This is a genomic window from Mesorhizobium captivum, assembly GCF_033977165.1.
In the GTDB taxonomy this organism is placed as follows: domain Bacteria; phylum Pseudomonadota; class Alphaproteobacteria; order Rhizobiales; family Rhizobiaceae; genus Mesorhizobium; species Mesorhizobium captivum.
In genome coordinates, this window is the sequence record NZ_JAVIJB010000048.1 from 14,512 (window position 1) to 36,374 (window position 21,863).

20 protein-coding genes are annotated in these 21,863 nt (G+C 65.4%); 13 read left to right on the plus strand and 7 right to left on the minus strand.

All coding sequences use genetic code 11. The features are described 5' to 3' along the window. Positions 1 to 28: 28 nt before the first annotated feature. Positions 29 to 1,036, minus strand: coding sequence for an aldo/keto reductase (locus RFM40_RS28620; protein ID WP_320228667.1), 1,008 nt, complete (start codon positions 1,034 to 1,036; stop codon positions 29 to 31). Between the two features lie 73 nt (positions 1,037 to 1,109). Beyond that, entirely contained in the window at positions 1,110 to 1,607 is a 498-nt protein-coding gene (locus RFM40_RS28625; protein ID WP_320228668.1) for a GNAT family N-acetyltransferase, read from the minus strand. A 319-nt stretch (positions 1,608 to 1,926) separates the two neighbouring features. Here RFM40_RS28625 and groL point away from each other — a divergent pair, with 319 nt between their 5' ends. The 8 genes from groL to RFM40_RS28665 all read left to right on the plus strand — a co-directional run bounded on the left by groL (position 1,927) and on the right by RFM40_RS28665 (position 12,395). Beyond that, positions 1,927 to 3,555 carry a chaperonin GroEL gene (groL, locus tag RFM40_RS28630; protein ID WP_320278682.1) on the plus strand — a complete coding sequence of 543 codons (1,629 nt, stop codon included), beginning with the start codon at positions 1,927 to 1,929 and terminating at the stop codon, positions 3,553 to 3,555. A 177-nt stretch (positions 3,556 to 3,732) separates the two neighbouring features. Then, entirely contained in the window at positions 3,733 to 3,957 is a 225-nt protein-coding gene (locus RFM40_RS28635) for a hypothetical protein (protein ID WP_126100791.1), read from the plus strand. A gap of 239 nt (positions 3,958 to 4,196) precedes the next feature. Further along, complete coding sequence (ligD, locus tag RFM40_RS28640; RefSeq protein ID WP_320228670.1) at positions 4,197 to 6,683, plus strand: DNA ligase D; 2,487 nt, start codon at positions 4,197 to 4,199, stop codon at positions 6,681 to 6,683. 398 nt (positions 6,684 to 7,081) lie between these two features. Continuing rightward, a complete protein-coding gene (gene ku / locus RFM40_RS28645) occupies positions 7,082 to 7,993 on the plus strand; it encodes a non-homologous end joining protein Ku (RefSeq protein WP_320228671.1) in 912 nt (303 codons plus the stop codon). A gap of 11 nt (positions 7,994 to 8,004) precedes the next feature. After that, the gene (locus RFM40_RS28650; RefSeq protein ID WP_430691741.1) at positions 8,005 to 9,108 is read left to right on the plus strand and encodes a tetratricopeptide repeat protein; all 1,104 of its coding nucleotides are present in this window, start codon (positions 8,005 to 8,007) and stop codon (positions 9,106 to 9,108) included. 214 nt (positions 9,109 to 9,322) lie between these two features. Then, a complete protein-coding gene (locus RFM40_RS28655) occupies positions 9,323 to 9,976 on the plus strand; it encodes an alpha/beta hydrolase family protein (RefSeq protein WP_320278683.1) in 654 nt (217 codons plus the stop codon). Positions 9,977 to 10,143: 167 nt separating this feature from the next. After that, positions 10,144 to 10,920 carry an exodeoxyribonuclease III gene (locus RFM40_RS28660; protein ID WP_320278684.1) on the plus strand — a complete coding sequence of 259 codons (777 nt, stop codon included), beginning with the start codon at positions 10,144 to 10,146 and terminating at the stop codon, positions 10,918 to 10,920. Between the two features lie 347 nt (positions 10,921 to 11,267). Next, positions 11,268 to 12,395, plus strand: a complete 1,128-nt coding sequence (locus RFM40_RS28665; protein ID WP_320278685.1) for a hypothetical protein — start codon at positions 11,268 to 11,270, stop codon at positions 12,393 to 12,395. Between the two features lie 125 nt (positions 12,396 to 12,520). On the opposite strand, the gene RFM40_RS28670 is transcribed toward RFM40_RS28665, so the two are convergent. From RFM40_RS28670 to RFM40_RS28680, 3 genes are all read right to left on the minus strand, one after another. Beyond that, positions 12,521 to 12,613 (minus strand): lasso RiPP family leader peptide-containing protein, encoded by a 93-nt coding sequence (locus tag RFM40_RS28670; protein WP_320223187.1) that lies wholly within the window; start codon positions 12,611 to 12,613, stop codon positions 12,521 to 12,523. A 132-nt stretch (positions 12,614 to 12,745) separates the two neighbouring features. Then, a complete protein-coding gene (locus RFM40_RS28675; RefSeq protein WP_292345590.1) occupies positions 12,746 to 12,844 on the minus strand; it encodes a lasso RiPP family leader peptide-containing protein in 99 nt (32 codons plus the stop codon). 124 nt (positions 12,845 to 12,968) lie between these two features. Next, complete coding sequence (locus tag RFM40_RS28680) at positions 12,969 to 13,061, minus strand: putative RiPP precursor (protein ID WP_320223186.1); 93 nt, start codon at positions 13,059 to 13,061, stop codon at positions 12,969 to 12,971. Between the two features lie 344 nt (positions 13,062 to 13,405). Here RFM40_RS28680 and RFM40_RS28685 point away from each other — a divergent pair, with 344 nt between their 5' ends. Together RFM40_RS28685 and RFM40_RS28690 are read left to right on the plus strand one after the other, a co-directional pair. Then, positions 13,406 to 14,998 carry a WD40 repeat domain-containing protein gene (locus tag RFM40_RS28685; protein WP_320278686.1) on the plus strand — a complete coding sequence of 531 codons (1,593 nt, stop codon included), beginning with the start codon at positions 13,406 to 13,408 and terminating at the stop codon, positions 14,996 to 14,998. A 260-nt stretch (positions 14,999 to 15,258) separates the two neighbouring features. Continuing rightward, positions 15,259 to 17,271, plus strand: a complete 2,013-nt coding sequence (locus RFM40_RS28690) for an amidase (RefSeq protein WP_320278687.1) — start codon at positions 15,259 to 15,261, stop codon at positions 17,269 to 17,271. Between the two features lie 177 nt (positions 17,272 to 17,448). On the opposite strand, the gene RFM40_RS28695 is transcribed toward RFM40_RS28690, so the two are convergent. Then, the gene (locus tag RFM40_RS28695; protein ID WP_320228678.1) at positions 17,449 to 18,669 is read right to left on the minus strand and encodes an MFS transporter; all 1,221 of its coding nucleotides are present in this window, start codon (positions 18,667 to 18,669) and stop codon (positions 17,449 to 17,451) included. 97 nt (positions 18,670 to 18,766) lie between these two features. Between RFM40_RS28695 and RFM40_RS28700 the strand changes: the two genes are divergently transcribed. Next, positions 18,767 to 19,675, plus strand: a complete 909-nt coding sequence (locus RFM40_RS28700; RefSeq protein ID WP_320278688.1) for a LysR family transcriptional regulator — start codon at positions 18,767 to 18,769, stop codon at positions 19,673 to 19,675. 10 nt (positions 19,676 to 19,685) lie between these two features. Here the strand turns inward: RFM40_RS28700 and RFM40_RS28705 are convergent, their stop codons facing one another. Then, the gene (locus RFM40_RS28705; protein WP_320278689.1) at positions 19,686 to 20,204 is read right to left on the minus strand and encodes a hypothetical protein; all 519 of its coding nucleotides are present in this window, start codon (positions 20,202 to 20,204) and stop codon (positions 19,686 to 19,688) included. 143 nt (positions 20,205 to 20,347) lie between these two features. Between RFM40_RS28705 and RFM40_RS28710 the strand changes: the two genes are divergently transcribed. After that, the gene (locus RFM40_RS28710) at positions 20,348 to 20,899 is read left to right on the plus strand and encodes an isochorismatase family protein (RefSeq protein ID WP_320228681.1); all 552 of its coding nucleotides are present in this window, start codon (positions 20,348 to 20,350) and stop codon (positions 20,897 to 20,899) included. A gap of 226 nt (positions 20,900 to 21,125) precedes the next feature. Next, positions 21,126 to 21,581 carry a GFA family protein gene (locus RFM40_RS28715; protein ID WP_320278690.1) on the plus strand — a complete coding sequence of 152 codons (456 nt, stop codon included), beginning with the start codon at positions 21,126 to 21,128 and terminating at the stop codon, positions 21,579 to 21,581. The last annotated feature ends 282 nt before the right edge of the window (positions 21,582 to 21,863 follow it).

Here is a 21,863-nt window from a genome sequence, read left to right on the forward strand (position 1 = left end):
TCCCCTCAAGGGGGGAGATTGGCAGGCCCTACCGATCCACCGTCGACATCTTCCGCTCATCATATCTCGGCCCGGAAACCTTGTCGGGCGTCAGCGCCATGTCGAGCCCCAGCATCTCCGTGGCGTCGAGCTTGATGTCGGCCGCCGCGACATTTTCTTCGAGATAAGTCCGTCGCTTGGTGCCGGGGATCGGCACGATGTCGATGCCGAATTCCGGACCCTTGGCGAGCAGCCAGGCGATCGCCACCTGGCCAGATTTCACGCCCTTGGCGGCGGCGATGTCGCGCACCGTGGCGGCCGCGGCGACATTGGCGTCGAAATTCTCGCCCTGGTAGCGCGGGTCCCCGCGCCTGAAATCACCTTCGGGATACTCTTCCGCGCGCTTGACGTCGCCGGCGAGGAAGCCGCGCCCGAGCGGCGCGAACGGCACCAGCCCGATGCCCAATTCCGCGAGCGCCGGGATGATCTCGGGCTCCAGGTTGCGCTCCCACAGCGAATATTCGCTTTGCAGCGCCGAGACCGGATGCACGGCGTGCGCGCGGCGGATATTGGCGATGCCCGCCTCCGACAGGCCGAAGAAGCGCACCTTGCCTTCCTCCACCAACTCGCCAACCGTGCCCGCGACATCCTCCATCGGCACCTCGGGGTCGACGCGGTGCTGGTAGAGCAGGTCGATGCGGTCGGTGGCGAGCCGCGCGAGCGAAGCGTCGACCACCTCGCGGATATGCTCGGGCCGGCTGTCGCGCCCCGTTCCGTCCTGCTTGCCGTCGACGATGCGGAAGCCGAACTTTGTCGCGATCGTCACCTGATCGCGCCGGCCCTTCAGCGCGCGTCCGAGCAGTTCCTCGTTGAGGAAGGGCCCGTAGACTTCGGCCGTGTCGAGGAAGGTGCAGCCGAGCTCGATCGCCCGGTGCACGGTGGCGATCGATTCCGCCTCGTCGGCCGGCCCGTAGGACTGGCTCATGCCCATGCAGCCGAGGCCGATGGCCGAGACGACGAGCCCCTGGTTGCCGAGTTTCTGCTTGCCCAGGCTCATCTGTCTGTCTCCGGTGAGAAATTAGCGCTTGCGAAATTATAGGGCCGGGGCGGAACACGTCCAGCGCCGCGCTTCAGGCCATCGGCAGCAGCCGGCGCATGATCAGCGAGGCGTGGCCGCCGACGCCATGCGCGGCCGGCCGGCGCTCGACCACCTCGAAGCCGTGCTTGCGGTAGAAGGCAACCGCCCGGTCGTTGCCCTCGATCACCTCCAGCGCGATGCTGGGAATGCCGGCATGGGCGGCAAGCACTGCATGCAAAAGGTCGACGGCAAGGCCGCTGCCGAATTCCTGCGGCTCGATATGCAGCCGGTTGAGCGTGACGTCGCCATTCTCATCCATCGCCGCCATCGCATAGCCGGCGATCGAGCCGTCCGTCCGCTCCGCGACGAAAGACATCTTGTTGTCGTCGGCAAGTTCGGCCGCGAGCTTGTCGGGCGCATGCTTCTCGTCGGAGAGCCTGGCCGTGGCATCTTCGCCCATGATCGGCGAATAGGTACGCCGCCAGGACTGGCCGAGCAGCCGCGAGACGGCGGCCAGGTCGTTCTTCGTCATCGCCCTGATCTGAACCATCCCTATCTCCCTTGCTCGCCAGCGGCGGCACAGCCTCTTGTGCCGCTTGCGCGAAGGTCTGGCAAGGCCGGCGGTCGGGTCTCGTTGAACGGGCTGACGAGGCGAAGCGTTCCGATGCTGCGGCGCACAAGTTGCGACAGCAGTGGGGGAGATATAGTCTCCGTTTCGCTGTCCCGAATAACCTCATGATTACAGCGCGTTGAAATCAAGACGGGTGCCGAAAAATTCCGGACCGGCGCCCTTGAAACCTCTTTGCGCCAGACTAGTTGCGATAGGCACGCGAGGTCCGGCTGCAGACCCTCGCGGAGGGAGGGTTCCAATGGCTGCCAAGGAAGTAAAATTCCATACGGAAGCTCGCGACAAGATGCTGCGTGGCGTCGATATTCTGGCCGACGCGGTTAAGGTGACGCTCGGCCCCAAGGGGCGCAACGTCGTCATCGAGAAGTCGTTCGGCGCGCCGCGCATTACCAAGGACGGCGTGACCGTGGCGAAGGAAATCGAACTGGTCGACAAATTCGAGAATATGGGCGCGCAGATGGTGCGCGAGGTGGCCTCGAAGACCAGCGACGTCGCCGGTGACGGAACCACCACCGCCACCGTGCTCGCCCAGACGATCGTTAGGGAAGGGGCGAAGGCCGTTGCCGCCGGCATGAACCCGATGGATTTGAAGCGCGGCATCGACAGGGCCGTGGAAGTGATCGTCGCCGAGCTCAAGGCCAATGCCCGCAAGGTGACCCGCAACGACGAGATCGCCCAGGTCGGCACCATCTCGGCCAATGGCGACGCGGAGATCGGCCGCTTCCTGGCCGAAGCGATGCAGAGGGTTGGCAATGAAGGCGTAATCACTGTCGAGGAGGCCAAGACCGCCGAGACCGAGCTCGAGGTGGTCGAGGGCATGCAGTTCGACCGCGGCTATCTCAGCCCTTACTTCATTACCAACCAGGACAAGATGCGTGCCGATCTCGATGAGCCCTATCTGCTGATCCATGAGAAGAAGCTGTCCAACCTGCAGGCGCTGCTGCCGATCCTGGAGGCGGTGGTGCAGTCGGCGAAGCCGCTTCTGATCATCGCCGAGGACGTCGAAGGCGAAGCGCTGGCGACGCTGGTCGTCAACAAGCTGCGTGGCGGCCTTAGGGTCGCCGCCGTCAAGGCGCCGGGCTTCGGCGATCGCCGCAAGTCGATGCTGGAGGACATCGCCATCCTCACCGGCGGCCAGGTCATCTCCGAGGATCTCGGCATCAAGCTGGAGAACGTCACGCTGGACATGCTCGGCCGCGCCCGGCGGATCACTGTTGAGAAGGAGAACACTACCATCGTCGACGGCGCCGGGGCCAAGCCCGAGATCGAGGGCCGCGTCGCCCAGATCGGGCAGCAGATCGACGAAACTACTTCCGACTACGATCGCGAGAAACTGCAGGAAAGGCTGGCCAAGCTCGCTGGCGGCGTCGCTGTCATCCGCGTCGGCGGCTCGACCGAGGTCGAGGTCCGCGAGCGCAAGGATCGTGTCGACGATGCGCTGCACGCCACCCGCGCCGCGGTGGAGGAGGGCATCCTGCCCGGTGGCGGCGTGGCGCTGCTGAGAGCCGCAAAGGCGCTCGACGCGGCAGCCGTCGACAACCCTGACCAGAAAACCGGGGTCGAGATCGTGCGCCGTGCGCTGGAAACGCCGGTGCGCCAGATCGCCGAGAACGCGGGCGCCGAAGGCTCGATCATCGTCGGCAGGCTGCGCGAGAACGGGCAATTCTCTTTCGGCTGGAACGCACAGACCGGCGGCTATGGCGACCTCTACGGCCAAGGTGTGATCGACCCTGCCAAGGTGGTGCGCACCGCCCTGCAGGACGCCGCGTCCATCGCCGGGCTGTTGGTCACCACCGAGGCGATGGTGGCAGAAAAACCGAGGAAGGAGGCCGGTCCCGCGACGCCTCCGGGGGCGGGAATGGACTATTAGAGCAGCGCGGCCATGGCTGGCTAAGCAGCCCGCTTTGCAGATGGCGAAGCCGGGAGGCTTCGCCATCTATCGTGTTGCGGGCGTGATCGCCGCCAGCTGCGCCAAATTGACTCGCTCTCCGCTCTCCGCCATCCTAATAGGCGCCGCCCTTGAGCGGCAGCGTATTTGAGTGAGGTCATGGCCAGTCCCGTCGCGAGAGAAAATTCCCGCCGCGCCGCGGTGAAGAAGGCGCTCGACCGCCACAAGATCTATGTTTCCGCGCAGAGCTTTTCCGGCGGCACCTATCAGGCGCGCGTGCTGGTTGACGGCGAGGCTTATTGGGTCGACGAGTTCCGGCTGAGCCAGCTGAGGCAAGGGTTGACGCCGGCTGAGCTCGAACTGACGCCGGCGACTGACGATTGAGGGTAGTGCCTTCGTCATCCCAGGGCGGAGCAGGAGCGAAGCGACGTCGCGGAGACCCTGGGATCCATGCCGTGACGTCGGCGCGTCGCGGCGGTCCAAGTTCTGCTCGGCTGCACTCCGGGGTTAAGGTCACGGCATGGATCCTCGGGTCAAGCCCGAGGATGACGACCGCGCGGGCTGGGGGGCGCGAAGGAACGCAGCCTTTGCGATTGTCTGCTCTGCGCTTTGGCATCTAACCCATGCCTGCCAAACTCAAACCCTATCGCGCCAAGCGCGAATTCAGCAGGACCCCTGAGCCCGCGGGCGGGTCAGAGGTCGGCGGCGGCTACCGCTTCGTCGTGCACAAGCATCACGCCAGCGCCGACCACTACGACCTGCGCCTCGAAGTCGGCGGCGTGCTGAAAAGCTGGGCTGTCCCCCGCGGGCCCTCGCTCAACCCGGCCGACAAGCGGCTTGCGGTCGAGACCGAGGACCACCCCATCGAATATATCGACTTCGAGGGCGTCATTCCCGAGGGCGAATATGGCGGCGGGCCGATGATCGTCTGGGACGCCGGCACCTGGGCGCCGATGGAGGATGTCGAAAAGAGTCTCAGGACGGGCGCCTTCAAGTTCCGGCTGGCCGGCCAGAAGCTTAACGGCGGCTGGATGCTGACCAGGCTGAAACCGAAACCCGGCGAGGACGAGAACAAGAAGAACTGGCTGCTGTTCAAGGAGCGCGACCTCGCTTCCGACACCAAGCTCGACATCCTCGAAGCGCGGCCGGAAAGCGTGAAGTCGGGCCGCCGCATCGAAGAACTGGTAGCGCCGCCGAGGAGGCCAGAGCGCCTGCCGCCCAAGCCAGGCTCTTTGAAGCCCGGCGCGCTGCCCGGCGCCGTCAAGGGCGACCCGCCAAGCCGCATCGAGCCGCAGCTCGCCACCCAGGTGACGGCGCCGCCGGGCGGACCGGTGGAGGATACAGGCACGCTCTGGCTGCACGAGATCAAATTCGACGGTTACCGCACCATGGCGCATGTGGTGGACGGTGAGGTGCGGCTGATCACCCGCGGCGGCATCGACTGGACCAAGCGCTATGGCGATCTTCCGCAAGCTTTCGCGCGATTGCCGGTCAGCCAGGCGATCATCGACGGCGAGATCATGGTGCTCGACGACAAGGGCATCTCCCGCTTCGCGCTGCTGCAGGACGCGCTCGCCGAAGGCGCCGGCTCCAAATTGCATTTCTATGCCTTCGATCTTCTGCACCTCGACGGCTGGGACCTGCGCAAGGCGCCGCTGCAGAAGCGTAAGGCGCTGCTCGCCGAGCTGCTCGCCGGTCAGACCGCCAATTCCGCCATCCAATACAGCGACCATGTCGAGGGCGATGGGCGCGGGCTCTATGACCAGGCCTCGGACCTTGGGCTGGAAGGCGTCGTTTCCAAACGCGCCGACGCCACCTACCAGAGCGGCCGCACCAAGAGCTGGACCAAGGTGAAGGCGCAGAAGACGGAGGATTTCGTCATCGCAGGCTATACCGTCTCTGACCGGGCGGAAGGCCTGGCGGCGCTCGGCATGGCCGAGTTCGAGAACGGCGAATTGCATTATCGAGGCAAGGTCGGCACCGGCTTCGACCGCGACATGGCGACCGAGCTGCTCGCCAGGCTGGAACGTCTGACGACCGGCGCCACGCCGCCCGAAGGCGCGCCGCGCGAGATCATGCGCGAGATGCACTGGGTGAAGCCGCTGCTCTCCGCCCGCGTCCGTTATTCCAACCGCACCGCCGACAATGCGATCCGCCATGGCGTCTTCCGCGGCCTGCGCGACGTCGGCGGCCTGACCACGCCGGTGTCCGTCAAGCGCAAGCGGCTGATCGCCGAATCCGACCTCGCCACCATCTGGGTCACCAATCCGGAGCGGCGCTTGTTCGGCAAGACCGGGCCGACCAAGCTCGACATCGCCGTCTATTACGCGCTGGTCGGCGATTTCATGCTGCCGCACATCATCGGCCGCCCGGTGTCGCTGGTGCGCTGCCCGACGGGCAAGCCGCAGGACTGTTTCTTCCAGCGCCACGCCTTCACCGGCATGCCGCCTTCGGTCGTCACTTTCGAGGCCACCAACTCCGAAGGCGAAACCAAATCCTACCTCTCGGTCGAGGGAGCAAAAGGCTATCTGGCGCTGGCGCAATTCGGCGTCGTGGAATTCCACACCTGGGGCACGCACCGCACGAAACTCGACAAGCCCGACCAGATCGTCTTCGACCTCGATCCGGGCGAGGGGATTTCGTGGCGCGAGGTGGTGGAGGCGGCCGTCCACATCAAGGCCGGGCTCGAAGGCCTCGGGCTGGTGCCGTTCGCGAAAACCTCCGGCGGCAAGGGCATCCACATCACGGTCCCGGTGACGCGCAAGCAGAACTGGAAGAAACTGCACCAAGCAAGCAGCACCATTTCGACTTTCCTCGCTTCGAGCGCGCCGGACACCTTCACCACGACGATGGGCAAGGAGAACCGCAAGAAGCGCATCTTCATCGACTTTCACCGCAACGCCCGCGGACACACCTCCGCCGCCCCCTATTCGTTGCGCGCCCGCACCAACTTGCCGGCCTCGACCCCGGTGAGCTGGACGGACCTGGAGACGATCGACGCGCCGGAGGATCTGAACTACGCCTCGCTGCCCGGATTGCTGGAGACGTCTGGCGATCCGTGGGCGGAGATCGATGAGGCCGCGAGGGATCTGCCGGTGTTTGAGCGCTAGTTCCTCGCCCCCACGAATGTGGGGGAGAGGTGGCCGCGCAGCGGCCGGAGAGGGGGCAGCGCCAGCGCATGCAGTTAAGGCGCGAAGAGCATTCAGGTTCGCGCCATTTCCCCTCTCCGTCTCGGCTTCGCCGAGCCACCTCTGCGGGGGCGAGGAACTGGCGCTGCGCCATCGACGCTTGCTACAATTTGAACTATCCTCCCGCGCAATTCCGCCCCAAAAACATTTCGCTAGGAATTCGGCTGTAAGGTTAGGGGTCGGTGTAGGATTTCCACGGTGCTGCTCGTCCTTCGGACGAAAGCGCTGCAGAGAGCATGATCCCAAAAAGTGGGAACCGGTTTTTGGAGGAGATCATGCTCAAGCTAGAATGTCAGTGCATGGCCGCGTAGGAGTTCATCATGGCGCCCAGGGCAAGTTGGAAAGGTTACCTCAAGCTCAGCCTCGTCAGCTGTCCGGTCCGGCTTTATCCGGCCACCAGCGCGAGCGAACGCATCTCGTTCAACCAGCTGCACAAGAAGACCCACAACCGCATCAACATGAAGCCGGTGGATCCCGAGCTCGGCCTTGTCGAGCGCTCGGACCTGGTCAAAGGCTACGAATACGAGGACAAGCAGTACATCATCATCGATGACAGCGACCTCGAGGCGGTGAGGATCGAATCCAACCACACGATGAACATCGAGGCTTTCGTCGATGAGAGCGAGGTCGATGTCATCTACCAGGACTCGCCCTATTATCTCGCGCCCGACGGCGCGATGGCGGAGGAGACCTTCATCGTGTTGCGCGAGGCGATGCGCAAATCCGGCAAGCTGGCGATCGCGCGCCTTGTGCTCTCCAGCCGCGAGCGCGTGGTGACGATCGGCTCGCGCGAGAACGGCATGTTCGTCTGCACCTTGAGAAACCCCAACGAAGTGCGCGGCACGGCTGAATATTTCGGCAACATCCCGGCCGGCAAGCCGGACCCGGAAATGCTCGACCTCGCCCAGGCACTGATCAAGCAGAAGGAAACCCACTTCGATCCGAAGAATTACGAGGATCGCTACGAAGTGGCGCTGATGGCGATGATCCGCGAGAAGCTCAAGGGCCACAAGCCGATCATTGCGGCCGCGCCGGAGCGCGGCAACGTCATCAACCTGATGGATGCGCTGAAGGCCAGCCTTTCGCAGCAGGCGAAGCCCCCGGCCAAGTCGAAGAGCAAGGCCGACGAGGCGCCGGCCAAGCCCGCCAAAAAGGCGGCCGCCGGCGGCGGCGCGCCTGAGAACCCGCTGAAGGCGAACCTGCTGAAGGCCGTCGGCAAGAGCAAGAAGTGACCGGAGGGCCAGTGATCCTTCCCGGCGCTGTCTTCGGCGTCGTCGGCGCGCTGGCCGCCTTCCCCTTGCGGCTTGCCGCGCGCGAGGTTGAGCGCCGCCATGCGGAGCTGAGGCGCGGCGTCACCCGCCGCACAACGCATGTCGTGTTCGGCCGAACGCTTCTCGCCAAGACGGCGCTGACGAAAGCCGGCGACGTCGAGATCGAGCGCCGCGTGAAAGCCGAGCGCGACGCCGGCCGCCAGCTCGTCAGCGAGAACGGTTTTCTCCGCCTGCTCGGTTTGATGAAGGCGCCGGAGGCGTCGTCGCTCTCCAGGCAATCGCTCATCGACCAGTCGCGGCTTGCCGGCGACGATCTCGACATGTTGTCGCTGTTCGACGCTTTCGAGCACGACGCCGAGCCTTATTCCTTCCGCGATCTTATCCTGGCCAGGAAATATGCCGGACTGATCGCCAGCGGCGCTGCCTGGGGTGCGATCGCGCGTTCCGTCCACCGCTCCGGCCCGGTCGCCTCGCTCACCGCCAAGGCGCTCAACCTTGGCTCCCAGCACGGCCGCCCGGACGCGATCTATCTCGACGAAGGCAGAAGCGAGCTCGACGGCCAGCTGCTGTTCGATCTCGGTTCCCCGGAAGACGACACGCTGGAGGAGCTCTTCGCCGAGGCGGAAGCCGCGGAAGAGGAGGGGCGCCAGGACGACGCGACCGCACTCTATCAGCGCTGCCTCGCGATCGACCCGACGGATGCGATCGCCGCTTTCAACCGCGCCAACTGTCTGCGCGGCGCCGGCCGCGTGGCGGAAGCCGCGCATGATTATGCCCGTGCGATAAAGCTCGATCCGGGCTTCGTCGAAGCCTGGTTCAACCTCGCCGGGCTGATGAGCGACGAGGGCAAGGTTGCTTCGGCGCGCAGGCATCTGCAGAAGGCGATGGCGCTGGACAAGACCTATGCCGACCCGGTGTTCAACCTCGCCCGGCTGGAATTCGATGCCGGCAATCTTGCCGAGGCCCGCGGACTCTGGGCGCGCTACCTGGAGCTCGATGCGGAGTCCGAATGGGCACGCATTGCGGCACGGGGAATACAGTTCGTGGATCTGCACATGGCGCGGACGGCGGGGTAGCGCCTCTCCTTCACTCCTTGTGGGCGAAGGTGGATCGGCGCGTCAGCGCCGAGACGGATGAGGGGTGTTGGAAGGAATGAGACGCCGGTGATCTGTCGCTTGCAAGGATATCGATGACCGTGTCCGCCAAGCTGGAACACCCCTCATCCGTCCGAGCTTCGCTCGGCCACCTTCTCCCACAAGGGGAGAAGGGATCGCCCACGTTGGAGCACCCATGACCTACTTCCTCCTCGACGGCCCCGAAGATGCCCCTATCACCATCCTGCTCGCCCATGGCGCCGGCGCGCCGATGGACTCGGCCTCGATGGCCGCCACCGCCAAGGCCTTGGCCGCGGCCGGCTTCCGCGTCGCGCGCTTCGAGTTCCACTATATGGCTGCCCGCCGCTACGGCCACCGCAAGCCCCCGCCGCGCGCCGAGACGGTGAATCCGGAATACATCAAGGCGATCGCAGACCTGAGGGCCAAGGGCGTGGCCGGCAAGCTGATCATCGGCGGCAAGTCGATGGGCGGGCGCGTCGCCTCCATGGTCGCCGACGAGATGTTTGCTAAGGGCGAGATCGCCGGCCTGGTCTGCCTCGGCTATCCTTTCCATCCGCCCGGCAAGCCCGAGCAATTAAGGACAAAACATCTCGCCGACCTGAAGACCCCGACGCTGATCTTCCAGGGCACGCGCGACGAGTTCGGCACCAAGGAAGAGGTCGCGACCTACGGCCTTTCCGCGGCAATAGAGGTGATCTGGCTGGAAGACGGCGACCACGACCTGAAGCCGCGCAAGGCGATCTCGGGCTTTTCGACGGCCGATCATCTGAAGACGGTAGCGGAAACGATAAAAGCACGGATGGCGCTGCCATCCGCCTCGTCATCCTAGGGCGGAGCAAGGAGCGAAGCGACGCGCGTAGACCCTAGGATCCATTCCGTGACGTTAAGGCGTTGCAACGGTTCAGAATTCTGCCCCGCCCCGTTCGATGGCGGGCGTCACGGCATGGATCCTCGGGTCAAGCCCAAGGATGACGAAGCGAGGGGCGCCTTCGTCAAATGAAACTCGCCACCTTCAACATCAACAACATCTACAGCCGGCTGGAAAACCTTCTGGCCTGGCTCGCCAAGGCAAAGCCCGATGTTGTCTGCCTGCAGGAACTCAAGGCGCGCGACACGCAGTTTCCGCTGACCCGGCTCGCCAATGCCGGCTACGGCGCTGTGTGGAAGGGCGAGGCGACCTGGAACGGCGTCGCAATCCTCGCGCGCGGCGCCGAGCCGGTGCTGACGCGCGACGCGCTGCCCGGCGACGATGCCGACCGCCAGGCGCGCTACATCGAAGCAGCGGTCGACGGCATCGTCATTGCCTGCCTTTACGGGCCGAACGGCAATCCGCAGCCGGGGCCGAAATTCGAGTACAAGCTCGCCTGGCACGAGCGCTTCGCGGCCCACGCCGGTGAGCTTCTCGACACCGGCCTGCCGGTGGCACTTGCCGGCGACTACAACATCGTACCCGAGGCGCGCGACATCTACCAAACCCGCTCCTATGACGACAACGCGCTGGTGCAGCCGCAAAGCCGCGCCGCCTTCGCGGCGTTGATCGAGCAAGGCTGGACGGATGCGCTGCGAAAAGTCTTCCCGAAGGAGGAGAAGCTCTACACCTTCTGGGACTATCGCCGGAACCGCTGGCCGCGCGACGCGGGGCTGAGACTCGACCACATCCTGTTGTCGAAGAAACTGGCGCGCAAGCTGAAGGGAGCGGGCATCGACCGCGAGGTGCGAGGAGGGGACAATCCCAGCGACCACGCGCCGGTGTGGGTGGATCTGGCGACCTGACCTTCTCCCCTCGAGGGAGAAGGTGGGTCGGCGCGTAGCGCCGAGACGGGGTGTTGGAAGAAATGAGGCGTCGGTGATCTTATTGCTTACGGGGTATCCTGAACGCATCCGCCAAGCTGGAACACCCCTCATCCGACCGAGCTTCGCTCGCCCACCTTCTCCCACAAGGGGAGAAGGGAAAGTCGGCGCTGTCCTGCCAGCATCTCAGTCGTTTGATGCCAGCATCTCGCAAGTAATGGCTGTGCAGCAACGACGTCTCACGCTAGCTTTTGCAGGATTTGGAGGGGGCTCGGACTTTATGCTTTTCATCTTGGATATTTTTCTCCAGCCATCGCTCGCCCATCATCATGGCTGACAACGCCCTCGTCCTCCTCGTCTCAGCTCTCGTCCTCGCCGGCGCCGGTGCCCTCATCGCGCTCGCCTTGCGCTGGCGGCGCAGGCGCCGCAGGGTGCGCGGCAACCCCAATCCTGCCCGCGACTATGCGCCTCGCAGTGCCTGGGGCCCGACGTCCGGCAAGCTCAATTTCTCGTCCTTTGTCTTCATGGATGTCGATGGCGACGGGATCTATGGCCAGGCCGACCGCCCGATGGCCGGTATCGCGGTGCGGCTGTTCGACGAGCAGGGCCGCTTCCTCGCCCTGGCGCGGACCAATCCTGCCGGCTTTGCCAATTTCCCGATGTCGTCGAAGCGGCGCAGCGCGGCGATCCGCGCGTCCGGAACCTATCGGTTTTCCGTCTCGGTGCCGCCGGGCTGGCGCGCCAGCGGCGCCAACGAGAACCAACTCGTGCGCCTGGCGGAGGCGCCCGGCTCGCTCGTCGGTCTGGTCGGGGAGGGCCTGCCAGGGCCGGTCGGCCTCACGCCGTCGCGCACGGTGAGCGGCAGGATGCCCGTCGGGGCGGCGGCTACGCTGTCGGTGATGGGCAGGGGCAAGGTGCTCGAAAGCCACGCGCTCGGTCCGGCAGCCGCTTTCCGCTTCCCTGTTTCCGGCGAGGCCGATCAAGTTGCGATTGCCGACGGCGGGCTCGACCGGCGTCTCGCGCTGTCGGCCTATCCGGCCGAACTCGGCCTGCTTGCGCCCGGCGCGCTCCGGTCCGGCCCCCTTTGGGCCGGCGCGCCGCTCATCACCATCGGCTTCGACGATGTCACCACGCGCGGCCTGTGCAAGATCCCGTCGGGCCATGCCGGGGTCGACTGGTACAATCTCAACGCCATGGCGCGCGATCACACCAAGAACAGCGAGGGCTATGTCAACGGCAACGTCTCGGGCGCCTACATCGCCTATACCAGCAGCGGCCATCCGGCGGAGTTCGCTCGCGCGGCGCCCTTCGGCTTCCATTCGGTGATGCTGACCGCGGCCTGGCTGGGTTCAGAAGGCGAGACCGCACTGGTCGAAAGCTGGCTGGGGACGAGCCGGTCGCGCGCGACGAGATCACGCTGTCGGCGCTGGCCCCGGTTCACTACGCGCCGATGCTGAAGGCGGTGACGCGTGTGCGCCTGTCGACAAAGCACCACTGGCAGATGGTGCTCGATGATCTGACGCTGGCGCTCTGATGCGTATGGGCCACGCGCGGCCTTGCCTGAATGCAACGCGCTTTCGTGCTAGAGCGTAACGAGGGAGCCGCCGCCATTGGCCGTGACCGCCGAAAGCCTGCCCTTCTTTACCAGCGTGGGCTTCTCATAGATTTTCTTCATGGCGCGTCTCCCTGATTCCCCGAATCGAGACAAACCAACAAGCAGCCTAGACAACATAGGCCGTGTCGCCTGTCATCAAAACTATGGACCAGTCTTGGCGGCACTGCCACCAGACGGTTCTAACTGTTCCGATCAGCGGAGGATGATAACGGAGCCGCCGTTGACGACCGCCGTAACCGCCGAAAGCTTGCCTTTGCGGACGACGGTCGGCTTTTCGTAGGTCTTCTTCATGTTGGATTCCCCCTTTTAACGGATCAAGCTGTCCACCCCGGCAAGGCAGCCAATTCTTCAAGAGCGCTACAAGGCAGCGCGGAAGATTGGAGCCGCGGGATCGAGCCGATAAGATTGTGTGGATTCAGCCCGGCGTCGGAGTTGAAGATACTGTCGCGACGACCGCCGACAGTTTGCCTTTGCGGGCCAAGGTAGGCTTCTCGTAAATCTTCTTCATGCTGTGGCTCTCCTGAAAATCCCCGCCGGATAATGTCATATGGATGTTTCCTGTCAACTAAGGCGGTTGGTTGAGCTTTAATTCTTGTGGAGTGTGGCTTTCTGCTCACGCAGCGGGCACTTATGGCGTGAAAGACATCACGCAGCCGACCTCGGCTTCGGATATTGGTCCGACGGTCGAGTAAAGTCGAAAAGGCTGATCGCCTTTGAGTGGAAGAAGAGCGCCCGGCGAAGCACATTTATCTTTCCTCGTGTGATGTCTTGCACTTAGCCTGGAAAGAAAGCTCGGCTAGGATGGCTGATGCGCGCTTTCCTCTATCCGGTAGGAAGGCGCGGGGGGCGCCGATGACAAGATCGACCGACAGGCTGCTGGCGCTGGCGATGCTCGTCGTCGGCTTCGCCTGCTTCGCCAAGCTCTATCTGGCTCTGGGCGGCCAACCCCCGGCCACGACGCGCGCCGAGATATTCGGCGCGGCGGGCGTGCTTTCGATTCTCGCCTGGCTTTTGTTCCTCGTCGGCCTGCTGCCGGCGGCGGCTAGGCATGATCCGTCGGCGCCTCTCTTCGGCCGCGACGCCGAGATCGCGCCGGCCGGCCATCCCTCGCTGCGCCGCTTCGCGCTTGCCGTGCCACTCGTTGCCCTGCTCGCCATCGTCGCCGACCAGTTCGGCCCGTGGCGGGGGCCTGGTGGCGAACCTGTCGAATCCAAGGAGGTCACCGCCGCTCCGGCGCAGCCCGCGACGCCGGTCGAGCCTGCGCCGGCCCCGGCTCCGGAGCCGGCTACCCCCGCTCAAGAAACGGCGGAGGGCCTGCCCGGCGAGCCCATCGCGGCGCCTGCCCAGCTGACGCCTCTGGCCGCAGTACCGCCCGACCTGACGTCCGTGCCACCAGCTCAGCCGTCAACGCAGCAAGCTTCCCCAGCGGCCTCGCAGCCCGTCCAGCAGACCGCGCTGGCCCCGGTCGCGCAGCCCGAAATGGCCTTGCCACCAGAAACGGTTGCGCCGCCTCCGCCCGCGCCTCCCGCGCAGCCGACCGCGCCGGAAGGCCATCGCGACGCCGTGGTCTGGCTGGCGGTGTCGGCCGACGGGCACGAGATCATGAGCGCCAGCACCGACCGCGTGATCAAGCTCTGGGACATCGACGGCAAGAGGCTGATCCGCGATCTCGGCGTCCACAAGGACATGGCGCGCGGCGCGCTCTTCATGCCCGACGGCAAGACCGCCCTGACCGCCGGCGACGACGGCGAGATCGTCTTGCGCCAGTTGTCCGACGGCGCGGTGCTGCACGTCTTCTCCTCAGGGGCGAATGGCGGCGTCAGGCAACTGAAGATCAGTCTGGACGGCAAGCGCGCCGTCAGCGGTCACGACACCGGCTCTGTGGTTGTCTGGGATCTGGAAAAGGGCGCCGTACTGCATGTGCTGCCCGGCCACGACTGGTCGGTGAGCTCGGTCGCCGTTTCGCCCGACGGCACGAGGGCGCTGACCGGCAGCATCGATGGCGAGCTGAAGCTGTGGGACATCGTCGCCGGCAAGCAATTGCGCAGCTGGCACGGCCACGACCGCGGCGCCTATGGCGCGCTCTTCACCGCCGACGGCCACCATGCGGTGACCGGCAGCGGCGACTATACGATCAAGCTCTGGGACCTCGACAGCTTCAAGGAGGTGCGCCGCTTCGACGGCCATTCCGGCACGGTCTATGCGCTGGCGCTGTCTTCCGACGGCAAGCGGCTGGGCTCGGTCTCGCTCGACGGCACGGCTAGGCTATGGAACATGGACACCGGCGCCGAGATCGCCGAGTTCGACCCCGGCACCGGGCCTATGTACTCGGTCGCCTTCGCCGCCGACGGCACGCTTCTCACCGGCGGCATCGACCGCACCATCCGCGACTGGCCGGCGGGTGGAGGGGATGGGGTGGTGCTGTTCGCGGGCGCGCCGGAGTAGCCTAAGAAGTTTGTTCACGGATAGGTCGGCGGGACAGCACCCCCTCTGTCCTGCCGGACATCTCCCCCGCAAGGGGGAGATTGCGCGCTCAGTCGCTTTCGCAAATCTCCAATGTCGTAGGGGTGGTGGAGCGCAGAAGCTGCCAATCTCCCCCCTTGCGGGGGAGATGCCCGGCAGGGCAGAGGGGGGCGTGACGGAACGCGGCCTTCGCGATTATGCCGTTGCCGGACGCGTGGTCACTGACAAGGAAGCGCCAGCCGATGAACATAGTCGAAGCCTCGATCGCAGACCTGCGCCGCGCGCTGGAGGAAGGCACCGTCACCAGCGTCGAGCTGGTCGGCGCTTACTTGAGGCGCATCGCCCATTACGACCGGCACGGCATCGCGCTCAACGCCGTTCCCATCCTCAACCCGAAAATGTTCGAGGAAGCGGCAGCCTCGGACCGGCGTCGCCGCGAGGGCAAAACCTTCGGCCCGCTCGACGGCATCCCTTACACCGCCAAGGACAGCTACAAGGCGAAGGGCCTGACGGTCGCGGCAGGCTCTCCCGCCTTCGAGCATCTCGTCGCCACCGAGGACGCCTTCACCATCGAACGGCTCAGAGCCGCCGGCGCAGTGCTGATCGGACTCACCAACATGCCGCCCATGGCCAATGGCGGCATGCAGCGCGGCGTCTATGGCCGGGCCGAGAGCCCCTATAACAGGGATTATCTCACCGCTGCCTTCGCCTCCGGCTCTTCCAACGGCTCCGGCACGGCGACGGGGGCGAGCTTCGCCGCCTTCGGGCTTGGCGAAGAAACCTGGTCGTCGGGCCGCTCGCCGGCCTCCAACAATGCACTGGTCGCTTACACGCCCTCGCGCGGCGTGATCTCGGTGCGCGGCAACTGGCCGCTGGTGCCGACCATGGATGGGGTGGTGCCGCATACCCGAACCATCCCAGACATGCTGGAACTGCTCGACGTGATCGTCGCCGACGATGCCGAGACGCGCGGCGATTTCTGGCGCGTGCAGCCCTGGGTGCCGATCCCGAAAGCGTCCGAACTCAGGCCGGCGAGCTATACCGGGCTCGCTTTGGAGGGCGCGCTTAAGGGCAGGCGACTCGGCGTGCCCAAAATGTATATCGGCAAGGATGAAGGCGCCGACCGGCCGATCGAGACCCGCGCCTCGGTGCTGGAGCTCTGGCGGCAGGCGGCGCGCGACCTGGAAGCGCTCGGCGCCGAGGTGGTCGAGGTCGATTTTCCCGTCGTCTCGAACTACGAGCGCGACCGGCCCGGCACGCTGTCGATGGTCGATCGCGGCCTGGTGCCGAATGAGTTTGCAAGCCGCGAGATTTGGGACCTCTGCATCTGGTCGTGGGACGATTTCCTGCGCGCCAATGCCGATCCGGGCCTCCCAGATCTTGCCTCGGTCGACGGCCCGAAGATTTTCCCGCAGCCGCCGGGCACGCTGCCCGACCGCTATGGAGACGACGGCTTCGACCTGGCCGACTATGTAGAGCGGGCGAAGAAGGGTGTAGCGTCGCTTGAGGATATTCCCACCATCGAGGAAGGCCTGAAGGGTCTGGAGGAGACGCGCCGCGTCGATTTCGAGGACTGGTTGCAGGTGAACGGACTCGACGCCGTGGTGCTGCCGGCCGCCGCCGATGTCGGCCCCTCGGATGCCGACGTCAACGAGCAGTCTGCCGAACTTGCCTGGCGCAACGGCACCTGGGTCGCCAACGGTAATCTTGTCTGGCGTCATCTCGGCATCCCGACGGTGACGGTGCCGATGGGCACCTTGGCCGATATCGGCATGCCGGTGGGCCTGACCTTCGCCGGCAAGGCCTATGACGACACGGCGCTGCTGCGCCTCGCCGGCGACTACGAGCGCGCCACCCAGCGCCGTACCGTCCCGCCGCGCGCGCCGGCGCTGGCGGATGATGTGTTTGTGGAGGGCGGGGGGACGGACCGGCCTAGCGATGTGCCGCTCACCCTCGCGCTGACCGCCGAGACGACCCATGCCGGCGAGACTGACGAGATCGAGATCACGATGGAGATCGATGCGGGCGAGGCCGAATCGGATGCGGCCATCATCAAGGTCCACGTTAACGGCGAGCCGGTTCTCATGCGGGTGAGCGGCAACCGCTACACCGGCCGGGTGGTCGTGCCCGCTTCGACGCACCAGGGCTTCCACAGCGTCTGGCGCGGCGCCTATGGCTCGATCGTCACTGCGATCGTGCGCCTGCCGGATGGGCGCGCCGCAGGGGTTTATGTTGTCACGGGCGGGATTGGTTAGCGCGACGCGAATCTCCCCCCTCGAGGGGGAGATGTCGCCGAAGGCGACAGAGGGGGTCATCGCGCGTGGAGCGCCGACGCCCTAAACGACGAAAGATGACGCTGGCGATCTATGTGAGACGCCCCCCTCTGACCGCTTCGCGGCCATCTCCCCCTCAAGGGGGGAGATAAGGCGGCGCTACCCCACCCAGTCCACCACCAGTGCTGCGACCCCAAACACTGCCCCCGCCGCGCATACGGCATTCCAACCGCCCCACGCCCAGCTAAACCCCGCCAGCAGCGAGCCGATCGCGCCGCCGATGAAGAAGATGCCGACGAACAGCCCGTTGAGCCTCCCGCGTGCCTTCGGCTGCAGCAGGTTGATGGCACGGCGGCCGAGAGTCTGGTCGCCGGTGACGCCCACATCGAGCAGCACGGCGCTGACGCCCATCAGTACCAACGGCAGCCATGCGCCGCCGGCGGCGGTCGCGCCCGCCCACGCCGCAAGCCCGAGCGCCGCGATGAGGCCGAGATGGCAGAGAACCGTCGCCGGCCGCGTGAAGCCGCGGTCGCCGGCGCGGCCGAAGATCGGTGTCGCCGCCGCTGCGCCGGCGCCGACCAGCGCGAAGAGCGCGATGCCCCTCTGGCCAAGCTCGAAGGGAGGCGTCGCAAGCCTGAGCGCCACCGCCGTCCAGAACACGCTGAAGGTCGCCATCACCAGGCTCGCCGTCAGCGCGTGGCGACGCAGCACCGGCTCCTGGCGCAACAACTCGAACAGCGAGACGAGCAGCGCCGCATAGCTGGAATGCGCCAGCGGACGCCGCCTCGGCAGCGTGAGGCCGAGCAGGATGGCGAGCAGCGCTAGCGCCGCGGCGCTGATGCCATAGAAGGCGCGCCAGCCGAAGGCGTCGGCGACGAAGCTTGCCAGCGGCCGCGACAACAGGATGCCGATCATCAGCCCGCTCATCACGTCGCCGATGACCCGGCCGTCCTGTCCGGGCGGCGCCATGGAGGCCGCGACCGGCACCAGCACCTGGATGCATGAGCAGGCGGCACCCAACACGAACAGCACCGCGAGCAGCGAGCTGGCCGAGGGCGCGAATGAAGCGATCGCCGCGGCAAGCGCCGCCGCGCTCAACATGCGCAGCACCAGCGCCCGGTTCTCGATCAGATCCGACAGAGGCACCAGGAAGAACAGCCCGGCGGCATAGCCGAGCAAGGTCGCCATCGAGACGAGACCGCTTTCGGAGGCCGCGGCACCCAGCGACGGGCCGATCAGTCCGACCAGTGTCTGCGGCGCGAACAGGTTGGTGACGATGATGCCGACCGAGGCGGCGAACAGCAGCGTCTGCGATCGGGTGATCGTGCCGTCGGTTTCACTTGGCCGCTCCGCCAGTTGCGTGTTGTGTGTGCCGTGCATGAGACTTCCTGTTGTCCGCATATCCAGCGAGGACTTTATTGCAAACGATCATAATGCTACAATTGAATTGACCTGATAATGATTATGCGAGGTGCGCATGAACATTCACGACCTCGAAGCTTTCGTCGCCGTTGTCGAGACTGGCTCCATCGTCGGCGCCTCGGCGAGGCTGAACCTCACCCAGCCAGGTGTGACGCGCCGCATCCAGAATCTCGAGGAGCGGCTGGCGACGCCCTTGCTCGACCGCCAGTCGAAGCCGCTGAAGCCGACCGCTTCCGGGAGGGAGGCCTATGAGCATGGCCGCCGCGTGCTGCGCTCGCTCGAAGATCTGAAGGCGGGCGTCTCGCCGGCCGGCGAGGTGAGGGGCGAATTCCGCCTCGGCATCATGCCCTATCTTTCGACCAGCGCGCTCTCCGAGCCGCTCGACAGCCTGCGCGCCGCCTTCCCGCAACTGACGCTGAAGATCACCTCCAGCCTGTCGCCGCGCTTGGTCGAGCAGGTGCTGCACAGCGAGATCGACGCGGTCGCCGTCTGCATCGCCGACGGTGTGGCGCCGCCGCCCGAGCTGGTGGGCGACGACCTTGGCGTGCAGGCGGTGCTGCTGGTCGCCTCGCCCAGTCTCGGCGTGCCGAAGCCGGCCGAGCTCACCGACCTTGCGCGTTACCACTGGGTGCTGAACGAGACCGGCTGCGGATTTCGCGCCTTCATCCGCCACCGCTTCGAGGTGGCGCGGCTGCCTTTCCACGTCGGCGTCGAGGCGCAAGGCGCCGATCTCAGGATGTCGCTGGTGGCGCGCGGCCACGGCATCGGCGTCGTCACGCCCGGCGCGCTGTCCGGCAGCCCGTGGCGCGACGCGGTCGAGGTGGTCGACTGCCCCGGCTTCAAGCCGCAAGTGCGTTGCTGGCTGTTGCACCGCCCGCCCGCGGGGAGGCTCGCGCGTCCGATCGCGGTGTTCCGCGACGCGCTGGCGCAATCGCTCAAGGGCCCGATGCCACTGATGTCGTAGGGGCGGGGCGCTATCTGCCCCTTGGTGGGGAAGAAAGCGATTTCAACACTTTAGCGAAGCTAAGTGTTAGAAAGCGCAAGAGAGGGTGCGCAGCGCCGACCTTCCCTTTGCTCAACTCAGAAGAGGGCAGGGAGGCCAGCCATGAATCCCAAAACTGCTGCTGCATTTTAACGAATACGGGCACCACGTCATAACCTTCGCCAAATATATTGACTAATTCGCTCTCCTTGGGACGCTCTCCCGCTTTCACCTTGCAGACCACCAATCCACGACTCATGTCTGTCACAGTGCCTTCAGGGAAAACATTGCAACTCGCGCCGTAACAAAAGGGCAGAATTCCTTCCACTTCGAGCTGCTTGCGGATTTGGCACAGGGCTTCGAAATAGTCGTCTTCTTCCGCCTCGATGACCTTGTTCCGATAACTGCAGGTGAGTCTGCACCTGGTTCCCACGTCATACAGCGTGAACACCGCTTGCTCGTCGCCGCCCGTGCCTCCTCCGATCAGGAATACGGTGTATTGTTCATTCATTGTCATCCCCCAAGCCCTCGGCTGATTGTAGTTGTGACGTTTTCAAAGTTCAACTGGGGATTGTCAGTCCTGACTCAAGGGATAGCGGCCCGCCGGCTCGTCACCGCCTTGACCCATCCCCTACGCACGCTATCCTCGCCGCCATGCCGAACACCGCTCCCTCAGCCACTGCCCCGCTCATCGTCATCGACCTGCAGACCGGCATGTTCGACGGCCGTTTCGATCCGCCTATCCACGATGCCGACATCATCGCCGAGCGCGCCCGCGCGCTGATCGACTGGGCGCGGAAATCCGGCCGCAAGGTGGCCTTCATCCGCCATGACGGGCCGGCGGGCGATCCGCTGGCGCCCGGCGCTTCCGGCTGGCCGGTTTGGCCGCAGCTCGGCCAGGCCGCCTCAGAGCCCACCTTCGGCAAGACCGTCGGCAACGCTTTCTCCAACGCCGAGCTTGGGCAGTGGGTCGCGGGGCAGGGCGCGAGCGATGTGATGCTCATCGGCGCCCAGACCGATTTCTGCGTTGCCGCAACGGTGAAAGGGGCCTTTGCCGAAGGGCTTGGCGTCACCGTGGTTTCGGATGCGCATTCGACGCTGGATTCTCAGGAGGAGAAGGCGCCTGACATCATCGCGCGGCACAACGAGGCTTTCGTGAAGCAGGGCGTGCGGCTGACGACGACGAAGGCGTTGGTTGGAGATTGAGTACCGAAAAGCCGCGTTCCTTCGCGCCCCCCTCTGTCCTGCCGGACATCTCCCCCACAAGGGGGGAGATTGGCTGTCTGGGCGCCCCGCTTTGTCCTACGGCGTTGGAGATTGGCGAAAGCCAAGGCGACGTCTGATCTCCCCCCAAGTGGGGGAGATGTCCGGCAGGACAGAGGGGGGCGCTGTCCCGCCGGCATTTGTTGTTGAAACTTCAAGGAGCCCCATCTTGCCCCACCTCACCCTGCCCGCCGCAGGAGGCTGCCGCTGCGGCCGCGTGCGCTTGAAGATTTCGGCAAAACCCTTGCTCACCATGGCCTGCCACTGCACCGGCTGCCAGCTTATGTCGTCCAGCGCCTACTCGCTGAGCGCCGCCATCCCCTCGGACGGGTTCGAGATCACCAAGGGCGAGCCGGTGATCGGCGGCCTGCACGGAGCCTCGAGGCACTATTTCTGCGGCTACTGCATGACCTGGATGTTCACCCGGCCGGAAGGGCTCGACTGGTTCGTCAATCTGCGCCCGACCATGCTCGACGACCCCGCCTGGTTCACGCCCTTCATCGAGACCTGGACCAGCGAGAAATTGCCCTGGGCGATGACGCCAGCCGTGCACAGCTACGCGGCTCTGCCGGCTTTCGAGGAATATGAGGGGCTCGTCGCGGAATACGCCAAGACACAGGCCTGATCGACCCAAAACAAAACGGCGACCCGGGTCAGATCGCCGTTCAGTTCATGGTCGACGCGGCCGTTGGGGGCGACATTGTTGGGGATGTGCTTGGGCGTCCGCGTCGACCAAGGCGGCCTCGTACCGCAGATATAGCATTGCATATCTTCTAGGCGCGCGCACTTCCGCGATAGCGGAATAGGCAGCACCTCTTTCCCCTTGTGGGAGAAGGGGAAGGGCGAAACACTTTCTACCTCTCGCCGCATTGACCGCGGCCTCCGCAGCGGCGACGAATAACGCTTT